The 16,523-nt window shown below is 36.1% G+C and carries 17 protein-coding genes and 1 riboswitch; of the genes, 1 reads left to right on the top strand and 16 read right to left on the bottom strand.

Annotated features, from left to right (window positions below; genetic code table 11):
- Positions 1–58: 58 nt before the first annotated feature.
- The 6 genes from brnQ to MHI39_RS02390 form a co-directional block, all read right to left on the bottom strand.
- Positions 59–1,378, bottom strand: coding sequence for a branched-chain amino acid transport system II carrier protein (gene brnQ / locus MHI39_RS02415; protein WP_342540625.1), 1,320 nt, complete (start codon positions 1,376–1,378; stop codon positions 59–61).
- 304 nt (positions 1,379–1,682) lie between these two features.
- Positions 1,683–2,879: a M20 family metallopeptidase gene (locus tag MHI39_RS02410; RefSeq protein ID WP_280618439.1), complete on the bottom strand. Its 1,197-nt coding sequence runs from the start codon at positions 2,877–2,879 to the stop codon at positions 1,683–1,685.
- Between the two features lie 84 nt (positions 2,880–2,963).
- The gene (locus tag MHI39_RS02405) at positions 2,964–3,812 is read right to left on the bottom strand and encodes a MetQ/NlpA family ABC transporter substrate-binding protein (protein WP_058004007.1); all 849 of its coding nucleotides are present in this window, start codon (positions 3,810–3,812) and stop codon (positions 2,964–2,966) included.
- A gap of 45 nt (positions 3,813–3,857) precedes the next feature.
- Complete coding sequence (locus MHI39_RS02400) at positions 3,858–4,520, bottom strand: methionine ABC transporter permease (protein ID WP_058004006.1); 663 nt, start codon at positions 4,518–4,520, stop codon at positions 3,858–3,860.
- A complete protein-coding gene (locus MHI39_RS02395) occupies positions 4,510–5,535 on the bottom strand; it encodes a methionine ABC transporter ATP-binding protein (RefSeq protein WP_058004005.1) in 1,026 nt (341 codons plus the stop codon). The genes MHI39_RS02400 and MHI39_RS02395 overlap by 11 nt, the downstream gene beginning before the upstream one ends.
- Positions 5,536–5,619: 84 nt before the next feature.
- A riboswitch (SAM riboswitch) is annotated at positions 5,620–5,738 on the bottom strand.
- A 146-nt stretch (positions 5,739–5,884) separates the two neighbouring features.
- Entirely contained in the window at positions 5,885–6,223 is a 339-nt protein-coding gene (locus MHI39_RS02390) for a L,D-transpeptidase (protein WP_342540624.1), read from the bottom strand.
- 337 nt (positions 6,224–6,560) lie between these two features.
- Between MHI39_RS02390 and MHI39_RS02385 the strand changes: the two genes are divergently transcribed.
- Positions 6,561–7,034 carry a hypothetical protein gene (locus MHI39_RS02385; protein WP_058004003.1) on the top strand — a complete coding sequence of 158 codons (474 nt, stop codon included), beginning with the start codon at positions 6,561–6,563 and terminating at the stop codon, positions 7,032–7,034.
- A gap of 35 nt (positions 7,035–7,069) precedes the next feature.
- On the opposite strand, the gene MHI39_RS02380 is transcribed toward MHI39_RS02385, so the two are convergent.
- The 10 genes from MHI39_RS02380 to MHI39_RS02335 all read right to left on the bottom strand — a co-directional run bounded on the left by MHI39_RS02380 (position 7,070) and on the right by MHI39_RS02335 (position 16,522).
- On the bottom strand, positions 7,070–7,306 hold the full coding sequence (locus MHI39_RS02380) for a spore germination protein (RefSeq protein ID WP_058004002.1): 237 nt from the start codon (positions 7,304–7,306) through the stop codon (positions 7,070–7,072).
- Positions 7,307–7,522: 216 nt separating this feature from the next.
- Positions 7,523–7,756, bottom strand: coding sequence for a hypothetical protein (locus tag MHI39_RS02375; protein WP_078109280.1), 234 nt, complete (start codon positions 7,754–7,756; stop codon positions 7,523–7,525).
- A gap of 48 nt (positions 7,757–7,804) precedes the next feature.
- Entirely contained in the window at positions 7,805–8,032 is a 228-nt protein-coding gene (locus MHI39_RS02370) for a hypothetical protein (RefSeq protein ID WP_058004000.1), read from the bottom strand.
- Between the two features lie 93 nt (positions 8,033–8,125).
- Positions 8,126–9,325, bottom strand: coding sequence for an MFS transporter (locus MHI39_RS02365; protein WP_342540623.1), 1,200 nt, complete (start codon positions 9,323–9,325; stop codon positions 8,126–8,128).
- A complete protein-coding gene (locus tag MHI39_RS02360; RefSeq protein WP_342540622.1) occupies positions 9,326–10,366 on the bottom strand; it encodes a metalloregulator ArsR/SmtB family transcription factor in 1,041 nt (346 codons plus the stop codon). It lies immediately after the preceding gene.
- A gap of 157 nt (positions 10,367–10,523) precedes the next feature.
- On the bottom strand, positions 10,524–11,204 hold the full coding sequence (locus tag MHI39_RS02355) for a diphthine--ammonia ligase (protein ID WP_342540621.1): 681 nt from the start codon (positions 11,202–11,204) through the stop codon (positions 10,524–10,526).
- A 65-nt stretch (positions 11,205–11,269) separates the two neighbouring features.
- Positions 11,270–12,367, bottom strand: a complete 1,098-nt coding sequence (locus MHI39_RS02350) for an endospore germination permease (RefSeq protein WP_071975519.1) — start codon at positions 12,365–12,367, stop codon at positions 11,270–11,272.
- A 46-nt stretch (positions 12,368–12,413) separates the two neighbouring features.
- A complete protein-coding gene (locus tag MHI39_RS02345) occupies positions 12,414–13,508 on the bottom strand; it encodes an endospore germination permease (RefSeq protein ID WP_078109276.1) in 1,095 nt (364 codons plus the stop codon).
- Positions 13,509–13,773: 265 nt separating this feature from the next.
- Positions 13,774–14,946 (bottom strand): Ger(x)C family spore germination protein, encoded by a 1,173-nt coding sequence (locus tag MHI39_RS02340; protein ID WP_078109274.1) that lies wholly within the window; start codon positions 14,944–14,946, stop codon positions 13,774–13,776.
- 37 nt (positions 14,947–14,983) lie between these two features.
- Positions 14,984–16,522 (bottom strand): spore germination protein, encoded by a 1,539-nt coding sequence (locus MHI39_RS02335; protein ID WP_342541412.1) that lies wholly within the window; start codon positions 16,520–16,522, stop codon positions 14,984–14,986.
- Position 16,523 lies beyond the last annotated feature (1 nt).

Here is a 16,523-nt window from a genome sequence, read left to right as displayed (position 1 = left end):
CGAAAACAGGCTATAAAAAAAAGAAATCTGTTGTGATTCCTTTTCAATTCATTCTATTCTATCTTATCTTTTTTATATAAGAAAGTACAAACCCTAAAAACCCTCCAATAATCGCTGGAATCAGCCATCCCATTCCAACTGAATAGAAAGGAAGGATACCTTCTAATAATTGATCAAGTGATCTTATATGTAGTCCCGCCTCTTTCAAGCCATCAATTAAACTAATGATAAAGGTCAAAAATAAACTCCCTATATAAACCTCAGATTTACCCTTAAACATTGAATGAAAGAATGTTAAGAAAATTAAACAAATAGCTAATGGGTAGATAGCAACTAATACTGGTTCGGAGATACTAATTAACTTCATTAAACCTACATTGGCAAAAATCGCACTAATGATCGACAAAATAACTGAAAACATCTTATACGAAATTTTTGGGAATAGTTTATGAAAATATGATGCACTAGATGTAATTAACCCAATGCTAGTTGTTAAACACGCAGCTAGAACAATGAACCCTATTAAAATTTTTCCGTAGGAACCAAAATAATGACTAGATACACCTGCTAAAATAGTTGCACCATTATCTAACAAACCAAGTTCATTAACACTGCTTGCACCAATATAAGTAAGTGCTGAATAGATAATGGCCAATAATATAGCTGAAAGTAATCCTGCTTTTATACAGGTAATCATAATGTTACCTTTACTTACAATTCCCCTGTCTTTAATCGTCTGAATAACGATAATTCCAAAAACGAAAGCAGCTAAAGTATCCATTGTCAAATAACCATCCTGAAAACCTTTAAAGAATGAATGATTTAAATAAGGTTTTGTAGGGGATTGAAACTCACCCATTGGATGAATAATTGCTGTAATAATAAGGATAGCTATAAAAATTAAGAGTAAAGGCGTTAAAATTTTCCCAACAATATCAACGATCTTTGATGCATTCATCGAAAAATAACAGGTCATTCCAAAAAAAATAATCGTGAAGATTAATAATGGAAGAAAACCAACAGCTTCAGGTAAAAATGGTCTTACACCTATTTCAAAGGAAACACTTCCTGTTCTCGGAATAGCAAATAGTGGACCAACAGCTAAATAAAGCACGGTAGTAAAAATAAGGCCAAAAACAGGATGTGCTCTACTTGCCAAAGCTTGCAGATCACTTTTCCCAGAATAACCTAATGCCAATACCCCTAGTAATGGCAGACCAACTCCTGTAACAATAAAACCTGCATTCGCTAGCCAAATATTAGAACCCGCAGATTGACCTAACATAACTGGAAATATTAAATTTCCCGCCCCAAAAAACAAGGCAAAAAGCATAAAACCAACTGCTATCACAAACATAAATGATTCTTTCTTTGACAAATGTTTCTCCTCCAGAAAATCAACTAAATAATCAAAATTTACTTAATATTTCCTTTCCAAAAAGGCTATTTTGGAATGAAAGGACTTGTCGGTCTTCCAAACTTTTTATTCGTTTTAACATTCCCTAAATAGCAACGATATTTGAAAAAATAGTTTTAGAAAAATATTATAGCTAAGTTATCTTATCATAATTTCTGAAGGAACTCTAAACTAATTTTCAATAAAAATAAGGTGTAAGACAAATGTCCTACACCTTTGTTTTTATTTACTCTCTCGAGAGATTAGTATATTCAATGTTCATTTCTTACTTCTTTAATTGTGCCTCAAAATCAGCACGGACTTTTTCCAGTAAGCCAGGCTCTGTTAAAATTTGATATCCAGTAAAGGCCAATGCTTTCGCTCCCGTAATTAATGCTTTATCCCCGAGTTCTGATTTAGCACATTCCCGAAATTCATTTGTATGGCCAATTAAATCATCAGGGCCAATTTTAATATATGGATGTGCGGTCGGAACAACATGACTAACATTTCCAGCATCCGAAGATCCAATCCCTTTTTCCTTTTCTGTCGATACCACTTCACCTAGTAATTCAAGTTCTTTCTTTATTACTTCATCGAGCGTATCATTGATGACGAAATCATGAACCTCATTTTGGAAACGTTCAACTTTTACTGTACTTCCCGTCGCAAGTGCTGCTCCTTGAGCGATATTTCGTACCTTCTCAGATACTTCTTCAGCACGCTTCCATGTACTTGCACGGATAAAGAATCGAGCAGATGCATATTCAGGAATGATATTTGGAGCTTCTCCACCATGTGTAATGATACCATGAATTCTCACATCTGTAGGTAATTGCTGGCGTAATGCATTGATTCCATTGAATAATTGGATAACAGCATCCAACGCATTAATTCCCTTTTCAGGCGAACCAGATGCATGGGCTGCCTTTCCATAAAAATGAAAATCTAGCGGATCTACAGCAAGAAAAGGTGTCGTGATACCTGTTTTTCCAGAAGGATGAATGATTAAAGCAATGTCAACTCCTTCTAATAATCCATGTTTAACGAAGCTTCCTTTTGCACTGCCATTTGGCCCTCCTTCTTCCGCTGGTGTCCCAAATACTACTACTTCTCCACCTGTTTCATCAATTACTTCAGCTAAGGCAATCCCCGCTGCTACACTTGTCGTACCAATGATATTATGACCACAAGCATGACCTAAGCCTGGCAAAGCATCATATTCGGCAAGAAATGCAATTCGAGGTCCTTTTTTAGCTGAAGATTTTCGTGCAACAAATCCTGTTTCATGCCCTGCAACATTACGAGTTACCTCGAAACCAGCTTTTTCAAGAATAGCTGTTAATGTCTTTGCTGCAAAGAACTCTTGATTTCCTATTTCAGGATTTTCGTGAATTTTATGGCTTGCCTCAATGTATAGCTCCTTTGAATCCTCAATGCTTTTTACAATACTTTCTCTTAAACTTTCTGTTTGTATTGTCATTATTTTTCCCCTTCCTATTTCTTGTTTTTCATATATGTTTAATCAGAATTAAAGGTAGTGAATGCTAAAAAAATCGACTAGTCCTTATTTAATAATCCCATCAAGATCTTTAATTGGCATATCAACCACGATTGATCCACCTTTTGTATCTTTTTTGATTGCTTCCTCTACTTCCTTACTATGATAAATTTCAAGAATTTTTTTATAGATTTTGTTATCCTTTTCCTTTGTTCGTGCAGCAATAATATTAATATATGGCTTTACCGAATCACTATTTGGATCCTCGAGATAAATAGATTCCTTTGTAATATTAAGACCAGCTTGGCCGGCCACCCCATTATTAATGACTGATGCAGCAACATCTTTTAGAACACGAGGTGTTTGTTGCGCCACAACTGGTGTAATCTTAAGCTTCTTTGGATTTTCTACAATCCCACTTGGGTCACCAAATAGACCAAAATCATCCTTTAATTTAATTAGACCTGCTGATTGTAATAATAATAGAGCACGTGCTTGATTTGACGGGTCGTTAGGAATCGCAATTTCTCCTCCAGTCGGGATGTCATCAGGATTCTTATATTTATCAGAAAACATTCCCATAGGTGCGATTTGTGTAGTTCCAATTGGTGTAATATCTAGGTTATGTTCTTCTTTAAATTGGTTTAGAAAAGCTATATGCTGAAAGGCATTCAGATCGATATCTCCATCGGCTAGTGCTTGATTTGGAATCGTATAATCAGAGAATTCCTTCAATTTAACTGTTATACCCTCTTTTTTTGCCTTTTCCTTAATAATATCCCACATTTGTCCGTCCGATCCTGTCACTCCAATCGTCACGACTTTACTATCTTTTCCACTAGTTTCTTTGCCACATGCAGCAAGAAGGGAAAGAGTGATTACTGCAATAATGCTTAGTAAAAATGATTTTTTCATTTATATTTCCTCTTTTCTTATGATGTTTTTATCATTGCTTTATTTTTATCTACGAAGGAAAATTCTCGCTAAGTAGTTGCCAACAAATTGAGCAATTTGTACAAGAATAATTAATAACACAACTGTCACAATCATCACTTGCGTATCAAAGCGTTGATAACCATAGGTCATCGCCAAATCTCCAAGGCCACCGCCGCCTACTGTACCTGCCATGGCTGAAAAATCAATTAATCCAACGGTGATAAAGGTAATTCCTAAAATTAGTGGACCCAAGGCTTCACGAATTAATACCCCGAAGATAATTTGTAGCTTACCTGCCCCCATGGCCTTCGCTGCTTCTATAATTCCCGGATCGATGGATACAAGATTGTTTTCGACCACACGTGCAATTCCGAAGGATGCTGCTATTGTCATCGGAAAGATAGCTGCAGCTGTTCCAATGGTTGACCCCATCACCATCCTAGTAATTGGGCTAATGGCAACGAGAAAAATAATAAATGGAATCGGTCGAATAATATTTATTAAAATATTTAAGATAGTAGATACCGTTTTATTTTCTAAAATATTGCCTTTTCGAGTGACGAAAAGGAGTAAACCAATAATCGTTCCAATGATTGTTGAAAAGATTAATGTAAAAATAACCATAGTCACTGTTTGACCCGATGCCTGCACTACTCTGGGCCAAAATGTACTCCAATCAACTTGCATGAGTTGTAACCTCCTTTATTTGTACAAATCTTTCTAAATGCTTCACTGCCTTATCAACTTCATGATCTGTCCCTTGTAATTCAACGATAAGCTGGCCAAAAAGCACTTCCTGTAACTCGCTAATATTGCCGTAAATGATATTAACATCTACTTGATAGGACTTCGCAATATCAGAAAGCAACGGTTTACTTGTCTCTTCCCCAGTAAAAACTAATCTGTATAAGCGACTTAATGGGTTAGATCGTAATTTTTCAAATAGTTTAGAAGAGATTTTGTCATTTAAAACAGAACTAATAAAATTCTTAGTTGTTTGTGTTTTTGGATTCGTGAAAATATCAAAAACCGATCCTTCCTCTATGACCCTTCCGTTTTCCATCACTGCTACTCTGTCACATATATTGCGAATGACTTGCATTTCATGGGTGATTAATAGAATGGTCACATTGTACTCTTCATTTACCTTTTTTAACAGATTCAAAATATCACTAGTAGTTTCTGGATCTAATGCAGAGGTAGCCTCATCACAGATAAGAATATCTGGGGATGTAGCAAGTGCTCTTGCAATACCTACCCGCTGTTTCTGACCACCAGACAATTGTTCAGGATAATACTTCGCCTTATCTGCTAATCCTACAAATTGTAATAGTTCTGTTACTCTACGATTAATCTCCTGTTTTGGCACTTTCGCAAGTTTTAATGGATAAGCAACATTTCCAAACACCGTTCGGGAGTTAAATAGATTAAAGGTCTGAAAGATCATTCCAATTCTTTGCCTCATCATCCTGAGTTCCTTCTCTGTAAGCGATAAATTTTCCTGATCATTGACAATCACTTTTCCAGTTGTTGGTCGTTCTAATAGATTTACCAGCCTAAGTAGGGTACTTTTCCCGGCTCCACTGAAGCCGATGACCCCAAATATTTCCCCTTTTTCAATCGACAAGGAGACATCCTGCACAGCTGCAACTTCTCTGCCTTTTGACTGGAAAACCTTACTTACACCTTCAAACTTAATCATGTTGTATTCTCCTCTCAAGAACAAAAAAACCCTTCTTCTTATCCGCACACAGATAAGAAGAAGGGTTTATATTAACCGCTCTACTTCTTATCTTTCAAGCTGATAAAACAATCAGCTTGCAGGAATTAGCACGGTATTTGCAAAATAGCAAACCCGTTGCCGAGGCTTCGCAGGGCCAGTCCCTCCACCTCTCTGGATAAGTAATAGTCATTTTATTTAATTTTTGTTCAATTAATTATGTTCAATAATATTCCGAAATATAATATAAGTCAATATCTTTTTTTATTTTTCTTAAATAATTTTTTTGAATGAAGTCTGTGGACTCGACCTAGTGGATACTTTTTAACCACTAATTTCGGCTTATCCTCACCTTAGTGCCTATCGGAACAATTTTCGAAAGGGAAAGAACATCCTTATTGTACATTCGAATACACCCATGTGAAACCAGCTTCCCAATTGAGGCAGGATTATTAGTCCCGTGTATTCCATAGTGCGGCTTCGATAATCCCATCCACATGATACCGAATGGACCTCCTGGATTTGGCTGTTTATTGATGATTGTATATACCCCTTTAGGTGTAGGGGTCAGCATCTTCCCCCCCCCGATTGGATAGGTTTTGACAACTCTTCCGGCATTCAACAATGTCAAACGGCGTTTTGCTGTTGATACATGAATTTCATATGCCACTTTCCCCACCTCCATTCATACATTATGCATACTCATGGATAATGAACCAATAGACATAAAAAAATTTAGTATGTATCAAATAGATGCAATCATTTTCAATGCCTCAAGACTCGTTTCCTTTGAACCAAAAGCTGTTCAGATAGTTTGTTGCTTTGCAAAGCCCTATTGCCGGCTTTTCTCCTAATAAAAGGTTCAGTGTTATTATGAAGTTTGTAGTTCTTATCTCGGTGTCATGAAAGGTTCTCTTATTCTTAACCTATTCTATTAGAGACAAATAACATCATGGAGGAGAATTTTTGGTAAAATATATTTAACAATCATAAGGAGCTTGATAATCATGAGCAAAAGTGATTTAGAAAAATTAACATTCGAATTAAATAAAATAAAAGAACTAAATAGTAAATTATTGGAGAATAATATTCAACCGATATTGAAAGAAAAAGTTCAGGATTTTTTAGATGCCTTTGAAGATTATTTTAGAGAAAGAGGGCTTGTTGTAAACGCAGGTCACTTGACTGTTCGCGCAGCTTTCGATTCCTTAGAGTTTACTGCTTTTTCAAAGGGCGACCCGACTATATTTATATTAAAGGATAGAGAAACGATTGCCTCCATATCTGTTAAATACAAAACACCAACACGGTCCGCATCATATCAGTTTGACACTGAAGAAGAACAGTTAAAATGGGAAATAAAAAAGGAAAACACATTATTTAGTTATCTGGAGAATCCTGAATTCTACTATACCGGTAGCGAATTCGGAAGACCATATTATGATCCTTTGGTTGTACTTGAGAGTATATTTCATGTGTAAAAGCACTCATTATCGTGCTTTTACACATCCATATACTAAATAAAACTGTTTTTGGCAGTTGCACTATCACTAATATCCGGATCAACAACAGAGGATAAGGGGAGATTCATTAAAGAAAAATCCCCATTCTGTTCTCCGAATGCCTGGTTCCGCTTATATGAAGTAAACTGGTCAATGGCTTGAACGGGGCCAGCATTAATTACAGATGAATTATCCACTGAATTAATCTTAAAGCCTAGCATATTTACAACTGTTGGTGTGAAAAAGAACATTGATAACCACTCTCAAAGCTTCTGTCATTTATATTGGCTCTTTCCTTAAACAATTTTGCAGTTTAGTAATGTTTTAGTAAATAACTATCATCTGAAGACCGCTGCGCTTTTCATTTCAAAAGAGCTACAAACTCCATTAAAATTGCTGAATCCTTTATGGGTGTAAAAGCCGGCAGTTAGGCTTTTACAAAGGCAACAAACTATAAGGCAACAGCCTTATATAAGACTATTTTTGACCGATGGTGAATCGAGAATATCTGAATCAGCTACCGCTGAAACTGGTAGTAGCATTTGAACAAAATCACCATTTTGTTCACCAATTCCTTGATTTCTCTTATATGAAACAAAAACATCTAAATATTGATTCGTTCCCATATTTAACACTGCAGAATGATCAAGGGAATTTACTTTTAAGGTTTGAAAGTTAATTGTAACTGGAGCAAATATCATCGAATCTCCCCCTTTTAGGAAGGAATAATCTAGCAAACACCATGTTTTTTATAACGAATGTTTGCTACTAAACATATCCTCAATATCATCGTCAATAGTCATACTAACTGGAGTAATATGAATGATAGAATCAGCTACATTTTGACCAAATGCTTGATTTTTCTTTGCATATACTCTCTTGCCAATCATCACTGTTGAACCGAAAGAAATTGAACTTCCATGATCCGAAGAGTTAATTTTTATATGATCTAAGTTAATGTTTGTTATTTCAAACATGAGTAATTTTCATCTATCCTCCTTCCACATCCCACTATAAAATTTATATTCCCCACAATGAAAAGAAGAACAGCTATTTGCCAATACCATAAATCACTGGATTACATGTTCGCGTTTTGAAGAATACATAACTAGATAACATAAACCCAATCCAGAGACGAAACAAATAATTCCTCCAATCGATAAAAATAAAAAGGGTAGACTAATTTTTGTAGCAACGAAAGTCCCATAAACAATCCCTAAAGGAACAACTGCTTTTGTTAAAAGAAAACGGACGGACATCACCTGACCTAAAATTGTTTCAGGGACAAGCCGCTGATATAGCGTGGTACTAAAAACATTCCAAAATGGCATGACGATTCCGGCAATTGTCTCAATCAATAAGGCGACGATGATTGCTTTTGTTAAACCTAAACCTATATAGGTACAACCACCAATAAATAAGGAGGAACTCATGACTACATATAAATATTTTTTTGGTTGCTTCAACTTCCCTACAATAAACGTCCCAATGATATAACCAAATGGAAATGCAGCAGCAAACAGACTATATTCAAAGGAGGAACCATCTAATACTTCAGATACATAGGGAAGATACATTGCTTGTGTGGCAAAAACTCCAAAACTAGTAACCGATACTAATAACCCTAATAAAAGGAGGATCTTATACTGTTGATAGATCTGGATTCCTGCCTTGAATTGTTGCATCCATGTTTGTTTGCGAGAAACTCGACTTTTTGGTTCATGAATGAAATATAAACTACTTAGAGAAAAGCTATATAAAATTATAATAAGGAGTAGACTTTTCACACTTCCTATATTCCCCATTATGAATCCAGCAATAGGTAAGGAAAGGAATCTCATCAGCTGAACGAGTCCAGATATTCTTGCATTGATTTTCACTAGATGATCACTATTGACTAACTTTGGAATTAAGGCACTTGCTGCTGAATCATAAACAACAATCGAACTGATAAATGAACAAATATATAAAATCCCTACTGAGTTTTGGTTAAGCACCCAAAAAATAAAAACGAATAAGTAAGTACATACTCTTAACCATTCTGATAGTTTCATCATCGTTATTCGTTTCCAGCGATCAATAAATGGACCAGCAAATAACTGTACAATTAACTGGCCGATTATACTTACAAGCCACAGCCCTCCCATCGCCATTTTTGAACCTGTTACATCATAAACAAGCCAAGAAATACAAAATGTTCCAAATGTACTAGCAAATGTTGAGATTATTTGACTAAGAAATAATAGTGTAATAGAATAATCTCTTTTCATTCACTTATTGTCCTCTTCTTGTAAAAATTCTAATAGCTTAGGTTTTAGCGTACTTAATGTATGATGCACCAAAGAATAAGTTGAATCTTTCATCTTAATTATTTGTGCAGACCGCAAAATCACTAAATGATGATGAACAGTCGTTTTTCCAATTCCTAAACTATCAGTTAATTCCTTTAAAGATCGATCCTTCTCATGGAGGAGTTTGATTATTTTTAATCTCTTTTCATCACCAAGAGCCTTATAAAATTGGGCTAATAATGCAACATCCGGCTCATCAGAAAGACTTGTTTGGCTCACCGGGTAATAAAAGACTTTCGTACCTTCTAAATTTGCATGAATTGTCCAGGGGCTGTAAATATAGTGTGGAATAAGCAGTACCTTACTTATATTTGTTTCCGGTTTATATTCCTCTCCTGTAGCCCATTGGACAAATTCCTCGGCGGATACTTTATTCATCATCCTTTGTTTTTCCTCAAAGTCCTTTTTCAATATTCGTTTTGTTTCTTCTTTATCTTTTTCAATAACTTCAAGGAACCACCCATTCATTAAACAAATGAGGTGACGTCTTAACTCATTTTGATCAACCTCTGAAATAAAATGAATCAGATTCGGAAAAAAAATATGCTGTCTACTAGCTAAAATCATTTCGCTAAAGGCATCTTTATCACCTTTTGAGGCAGCCTCTCGAACATGCTGTTGGGATTCTTCTAAAAATGGTAGCGCATGATAGACTAATTGTTGGTTTGATACATTTGCTAGAAATGCTAAGAAGCTTGGGAGGGAATCAAAATCCTGTGTATGTAAGAGCTGAAGAAGTATTTTCCAAGTATTATGTTCCTGGCAATATTGCAATTCTGCATCCAATGATTCTGAAAGACTATTTCTTAAATGCTCCCAATAGGATTCAGACTTCTCTAATTTCCCCTTTAATTTAGGATAAGTAATCATCGCTATCCCTAAAACACATTCATATAAAATTGAATATTTTACTTCTACCTCATAGCTTGTTCGTTTAAATGACATATCAATTACATTCAATTTGCAGCCCCCCTTTTTCTATGTATTGTAAACTTTCTGAATAAATTATTCAATATTTTTCGAACACACTGTACTATTTTTATAGAACGGAATGTCATTTTCAGTTCAAAAAAAAGCGATCAATTCTTTATTGGAGAATCAATCGCTTCTTCTACTACTATTCTAAAAGGAAAACTTCTAATCTATTAGATAAATCTTCCTTAAGCTTGTTACCTACCCGAATCTTAATTTCTTCATGAAACAATGGACCATCATAAACAAATGTATGATACTCTCCAGACTCACCCATCGGACAAATATCATATTTTTGAATATCCTCAAGAAACTGGCCATCAAGCTGTTTTCCAAGCCACTCATCGGATAATTTTTCGCGCATCACCCGAATGACGATAGCTCGGTATCCAGAATCAATAAATTTTGAAAGCTCAAGTAATGTATCCTTTTGTTGCATCCATAAAGGATACAGAGCCTCTAAACCCGTATCCTTAGCTAAAGCTTCTCCCCATTCTCGATGACCATCTAAATACAAATCCCCGAAGGCAATTCCCTTTAACTGGTAACGATCCTTTAATTGAGTTAGCTCTTTTCGAAAATCATCTGTGTATGTATCAAAAGTACAATGAATAATATGGACAGGTATTCCTAAAGACCTTCCTTGTGCCTCTATGAGTTCAATTCTCTCTCCATGTGCGAACGTTACACCGGTTTCTTTAGGAGCAGTAGTCACTAGACAACTCACTTCAAAGCCCTGATTTGTTAGTTCCTGAAGAGCAAAACAGCTATCCTTTCCACCGCTCCATGAGAGAGCAATTTTACTCTTTACTTGTCTGACATCCATTTTGTCCATCCTCCTTTGTATTACTTATTGTACCATGGAGGGCATGTACATAATTGCACCCAATATCATGTAGATGCATTCTTCTTTTTTCGATTTTTTATTATTGCTATAACTAATAAGATTAGTGGAATTAGGGTCTGAATCAGTACACCATAAAAAGGAAAAGTGAAATTATCGTAACGCTCCACTTCCGTCCTACTGGGAAGTGCCCAAAAGCTGAATTCTACTATCAGAATGCCAATTGGCCATACTAACGGCTTAACAGTGGATACATTCAACCAATTGGCAGTCACTATTGCCGTCACATAATAAAAAACTGATATTTTAACGAATGCTCCTAATATCCAAATTGCCATTATGAACGATTCAAGATTTTCAAACACTTGGCCAATACTTATATATCGTCCTACCACCATTAGCGGATAATCCTTTGAACTCACTGTTGTCCCAAGAACAAAAAGGACAATTAAGTTGACTAGAACTAACGATAGCATAACGTATACCACCGCTAAAATGCCATATTTCATTCCCTTTTGTTTATCATTTAAAAAGGGAAGTAAAAAACTAATAATGAAAAATTCAGTAAACCAGCCCCCTGGAACAACAGCTCCTTTAAATGCAGGGGTTACCCCTTTCTCCAGTATGGGAAGAATATTACCAAAATCAAGATCAGGACTAATTAATATCGTGAAAAACAAGAGTGGTACAATTAATAGCGGAAATATCAATTGAGCCATTCTTCCCAAAACTTCTACCCCACCATAAACTGCCAAAGCACAGAGTAAAATCATTGAGCCAGTAATAACACTAATTGGTGTTTTACTTAAAAAGGCAGAAACAATAAATTCACTATAGGATCGGACAATTTGCCCAGTATTTAATAAGTAAAAAAACAAGATAATAAGGCCAAGCAGCTTCCCAAGAAATTTCCCAATAATACGATCACTTATTTGAATAAAAGTCTCACTGGGATACATTTTATGTAATTGTGTAGTGATATAGACAGTTATAAACCCAAATATTGCCGCAATTATAGGAGAAAGCCATAAATCCTGATTTGCGTATTTAGCTGTTGCACTAGGTACCGAAAGAATAGCCGTTGCAAGAATGGTTGGGTACATTAACAACACCATTTGAAGGGATGAAATTTTTCCTTTCTCCATCTGTTTGCCCCTTTGTAACATAATTAACTATACTCTGTTTACTTCATCACATATTTTTACTTTCCCTTTTCTTTTGTATCGTCGCAATTAATAGTAAAAATACAGGTATAATTACTTGTATGAAAATAGCGTAAAAAGGAAAGGCAATAAAATCAAAACGAGAATATTCCATAATATTAGGAATGGACCAGAAACTGAATTCCACTATCAAGATGGCTACGGGCCAGATAACTAAACGGAAATCTGATAAATTAAACCACTGTGCTATCCCAGAAGAAACTGCATAGTAGAATACAGATATTTTCACAAAGGCACCCATGATCCAAATCGCCATCGAGATTGACTCCAAATGCTCAAAAAAATCCCCTACTCCGATATATCGACTTACATTCATCAAAGGATATACTTTCGTCGCTGTAGTAGTCCCGAGAACTAATTGAACGGTCAGATTAACTACCACTAGTGTTAGCATAACTACCACAACTGCTACCATTCCATATTTCATCCCCTTTTTCTTCTCATTTAAAAAAGGTAGAAGGAAAATCATTATAAAAAATTCGCTAAACCAGCCACTTGGAACAATCGCCCCTTTCATCGCTGGGAAAAAGCCTCCCTCCAGTATAGGGGAGAGATTACTTATTCTAAATTCTGGAATTAATAAAATGATTAATATGATAAGAGGAATGCAAAATATCGGTGAAAATAATTGAGCTACTCTACCTAATACTTCGATACCTCCACGAACAGCTAAGGCACAAAGGAATACCATTGACCCTGAAATAATCGTAATAGGTGTTTTGAAGAAAAAGGAACCAACAAGAAATTCACTATAATCCCTAACAATTAGTCCAGTAACATGAATATAAAAGAAAAGAAAAAATAATGTAATCAGTTTACCTGGAACTTTACCCATAATGTTTTCACTCATTTGAATGATTGTCTTGTTTGGGTACAGTTTATTCAAACTGCACGTTACATACACTGTAAATAAACCCACCACTGATGCTAATATTGGTGAAATCCATAGATCCTGTTTTGCATATTTCGCAGTTAAGCTTGGAACAGCAAGAATAGCAGTTGCTACAATCGTAGGATACATCAGCAATGCCATCTGAAGTGAGGTTATTTTCCCCTTCTCCATTAACTAACTCCTTTCCACAAGAAAAACAGAAGCAGACTCATTCTTCCATGAACTGACCGATTGGTCTAAAAATTGCAGTAACCCATGTGATCGGGCCACTCATATTTGATAAATCAAACATGGATAGCATCCAGCCAATAAATAAAAGGATAAAAAATGCAAACTTATCTTTCTTAGGTTTCTTCTTTAGTTGAGACTTCTGAAATACAATGATGACCAAAACAATTAATGTAGTTATAGCAAATGCACCCCATCTCAGTTTCCCTCACCTCTCTTCTCTACTTTTAACTGATTCGTTTATATTCCCCTGTCTCCGTATATTCCCTTTAACATTTACATTTACTTTTACTTGTGGAAAAATTTCATCCCAACGATTTTTAACACTCCTCCAATGTTTCGGATATTTATGATGAAATTCCTTGGCAAAGTCTAAAATATCGGTATCTAACTCTTGCTGTAATTCGTGAATTGTCGATTCAATTCGATGTTTAATATCCTTCTGAAATGCAATTTCCGCTAATCGAATGGAGCTAGGATTAGTAAGGTCCATTGTTGTGCTATTTTGTACAACTGCTCCCTCCGTTCTAATGTTTACATCCATTTCCCACTCATCATTATAAATATGGGGAATCATTGCGACATGAGTAGAGACCGGATTAAGCGATATATCTCCATCTATGTTTTTAGGTTTCAACGTTACTGTGTATTCCTCTATTTCATTTTTCAACCAAATGACTCCTCTTGTTTTAGCTAAGGATAGCGTACCAACCATTTTGTCCTTTTTAAAAACAGCTGTACCTACAATATGTGGATATTGATAATCACTTTGTGTGCCTTTTTCTGTAGATAGTTTAATAAAAGGGAGAGCAGCTGCTTGAGCTTCACTTGATAGCATTTCATCTAACTTTTGCATCGTCGTCTTTAATCCCACTCCTAAGTTTGCCTGACGGCGAATGGTCTCTGCGGAAAAATTCTCCAAACGTGTTTGCAATTCTGTCAATGGTCTTGCCTTTCCATCACTAACAAATACAAACGCCCTCTCCCTAGGCTGTGGATGACGTAGCAAAAAATCTAAATGATCTTGTATCCCTTCTCTCGCCACTTCTTCCCCAAAGATAAAAATATGACAATGTCCCCAGAAAACTTTTCTAGGTAACTCTGTCTGAAGTTTTGAAAGAGCTTCGGCTAAATTCTTCCCTTCGTAAGATGATACAAACGTTACTGGCTCACCACTTCCACCACCGCCTCCCTGCCCTCCTCCACTGCTCATAGCTCTTGGGATAAACACTTGGAGAGACAGTTCAATGCGATCATCCTCTTTTTTATCAATAGCCGCTGCTGTGATAATAGCTAAATCATTTACTTCTACTCGATCCCAGCAACCCGACAATAAAAGAAGGGATCCACCAAATAGAGCCAAGTATATGATACCTCTCATCAAATGACTTTCTCCTTCCAAAATGGGATGTGATATACTAATTCTCCGTTTCTCCTCCCCTATTTGGATTCGGTGATTGATCTGTAGGTTGACGATATTTATTATATGATCCAGTAAAATGTGGTCGTTGGTCCATCATCCATAAAGGAGATTTCCACAATACGTCCTTTAATTCTTTGCTTTTCAGAGGTGCAATCGGAGCTAAATAAGGCTCACCCAAGGAGCGGATGGTACATAAATGAATGGCTATCGCTATTAGTCCCATAACAATTCCTAGCAAGCCGAAAATACCAGCAAGGACAATCATTGGAAAACGAATCATTCGTATAGCAATCCCAGCAATATAGCGTGGGATCATAAACGAGGCAATTCCGGTAATAGCAACGACAATCACCATTGGTGCCGATACTAACCCAGCTTGTACGGCGGCTTGTCCTATAACAAGTGCTCCAACAATACTAACAGCAGCACCGACCTGCTTAGGTAAACGAATCCCTGCTTCTCGAAGCGCTTCAAAAGTAACTTCCATCATTAACGCCTCTACTAAAGCAGGAAAAGGAACCGATTCCCTTGCTGCTGCAACACTAAGGAGTAAGTCACTCGGTACCATTTCCTGATGGAACGTCGTAATTGCTACATAGAGAGAAGGTAATAAGAGCGAGATAGCAAGGAATAAATAACGGAGCCAACGTATTAATGTCCCTACCAAAAATCCTTGATAATAATCCTCTTGAGACTGTAATAAACTAAAAAAAGATATTGGTGCTATCAATACAAAAGGAGTACCTTCAATTAAAATAACTACACGACCCTCTAATAAGTTGGCACAGGCAATATCCGGTCGTTCTGTTGACAGTACCTGGGGGAAAGGTGAAAATGGATAATCTTCAATTAATTCTTCTATATACTCACTTTCTAAAATTCCATCAATCTCAATCTTCTTCAAGCGATTGCTTATCTCTTCAATTAAATTTTTGTTAGCAAGTCCATCAATATACGCAATAGCTACCGTTGTTCTCGTATATTTTCCAATAATGATTGATTGGATTTTTAAAGCTGGGCTTTTAATGATTCTTCTTAGCTGTGATGTGCTAATACCTAAAGATTCATTAAACCCCTCTCTTGGTCCCCTAATGCCCGATTCTGCTACAGGTTCTTCAATACTTCGCTTTTCCCATTTAGCTAACCCTAAAGAAAATGCGTTCACTTCTCCTTCGTAGAGTAAAATTGGGTTTCCGGTAGATATTGATTCAATACAATCTGCTAGCAATTCCGCCCGTTTCACTTTTGCAATAGGTATTCGATACTCCAGTAATTCTGTAGAAATTGTCTCTAAATTCTCTTCTTTCATTAATGGCGAAAGTACATATTCTTCAATCCCATCAGTATTTGATAAACCTTCAATATAGATAATCATCGCCCGTATTTTTCCAAAAAGAAAAAAGGAACGAAAAACCACATCTGTACTATTTTCATATATCGACTGGAGTGCTTGGACATTTTGCTGAAAATCCGCTACCAGACAATCCTGAGGTTTAGAAATCTGTTTTTTTTGATCATGATGATCCTTGATCATC

This window comes from Heyndrickxia sp. FSL K6-6286, assembly GCF_038630395.1.
In the GTDB taxonomy this organism is placed as follows: Bacteria; Bacillota; Bacilli; order Bacillales; family Bacillaceae_C; genus Heyndrickxia; species Heyndrickxia oleronia.
Note: the sequence above shows the minus strand (reverse complement) of the source record. Positions and strands in the feature narration are given on the sequence as shown.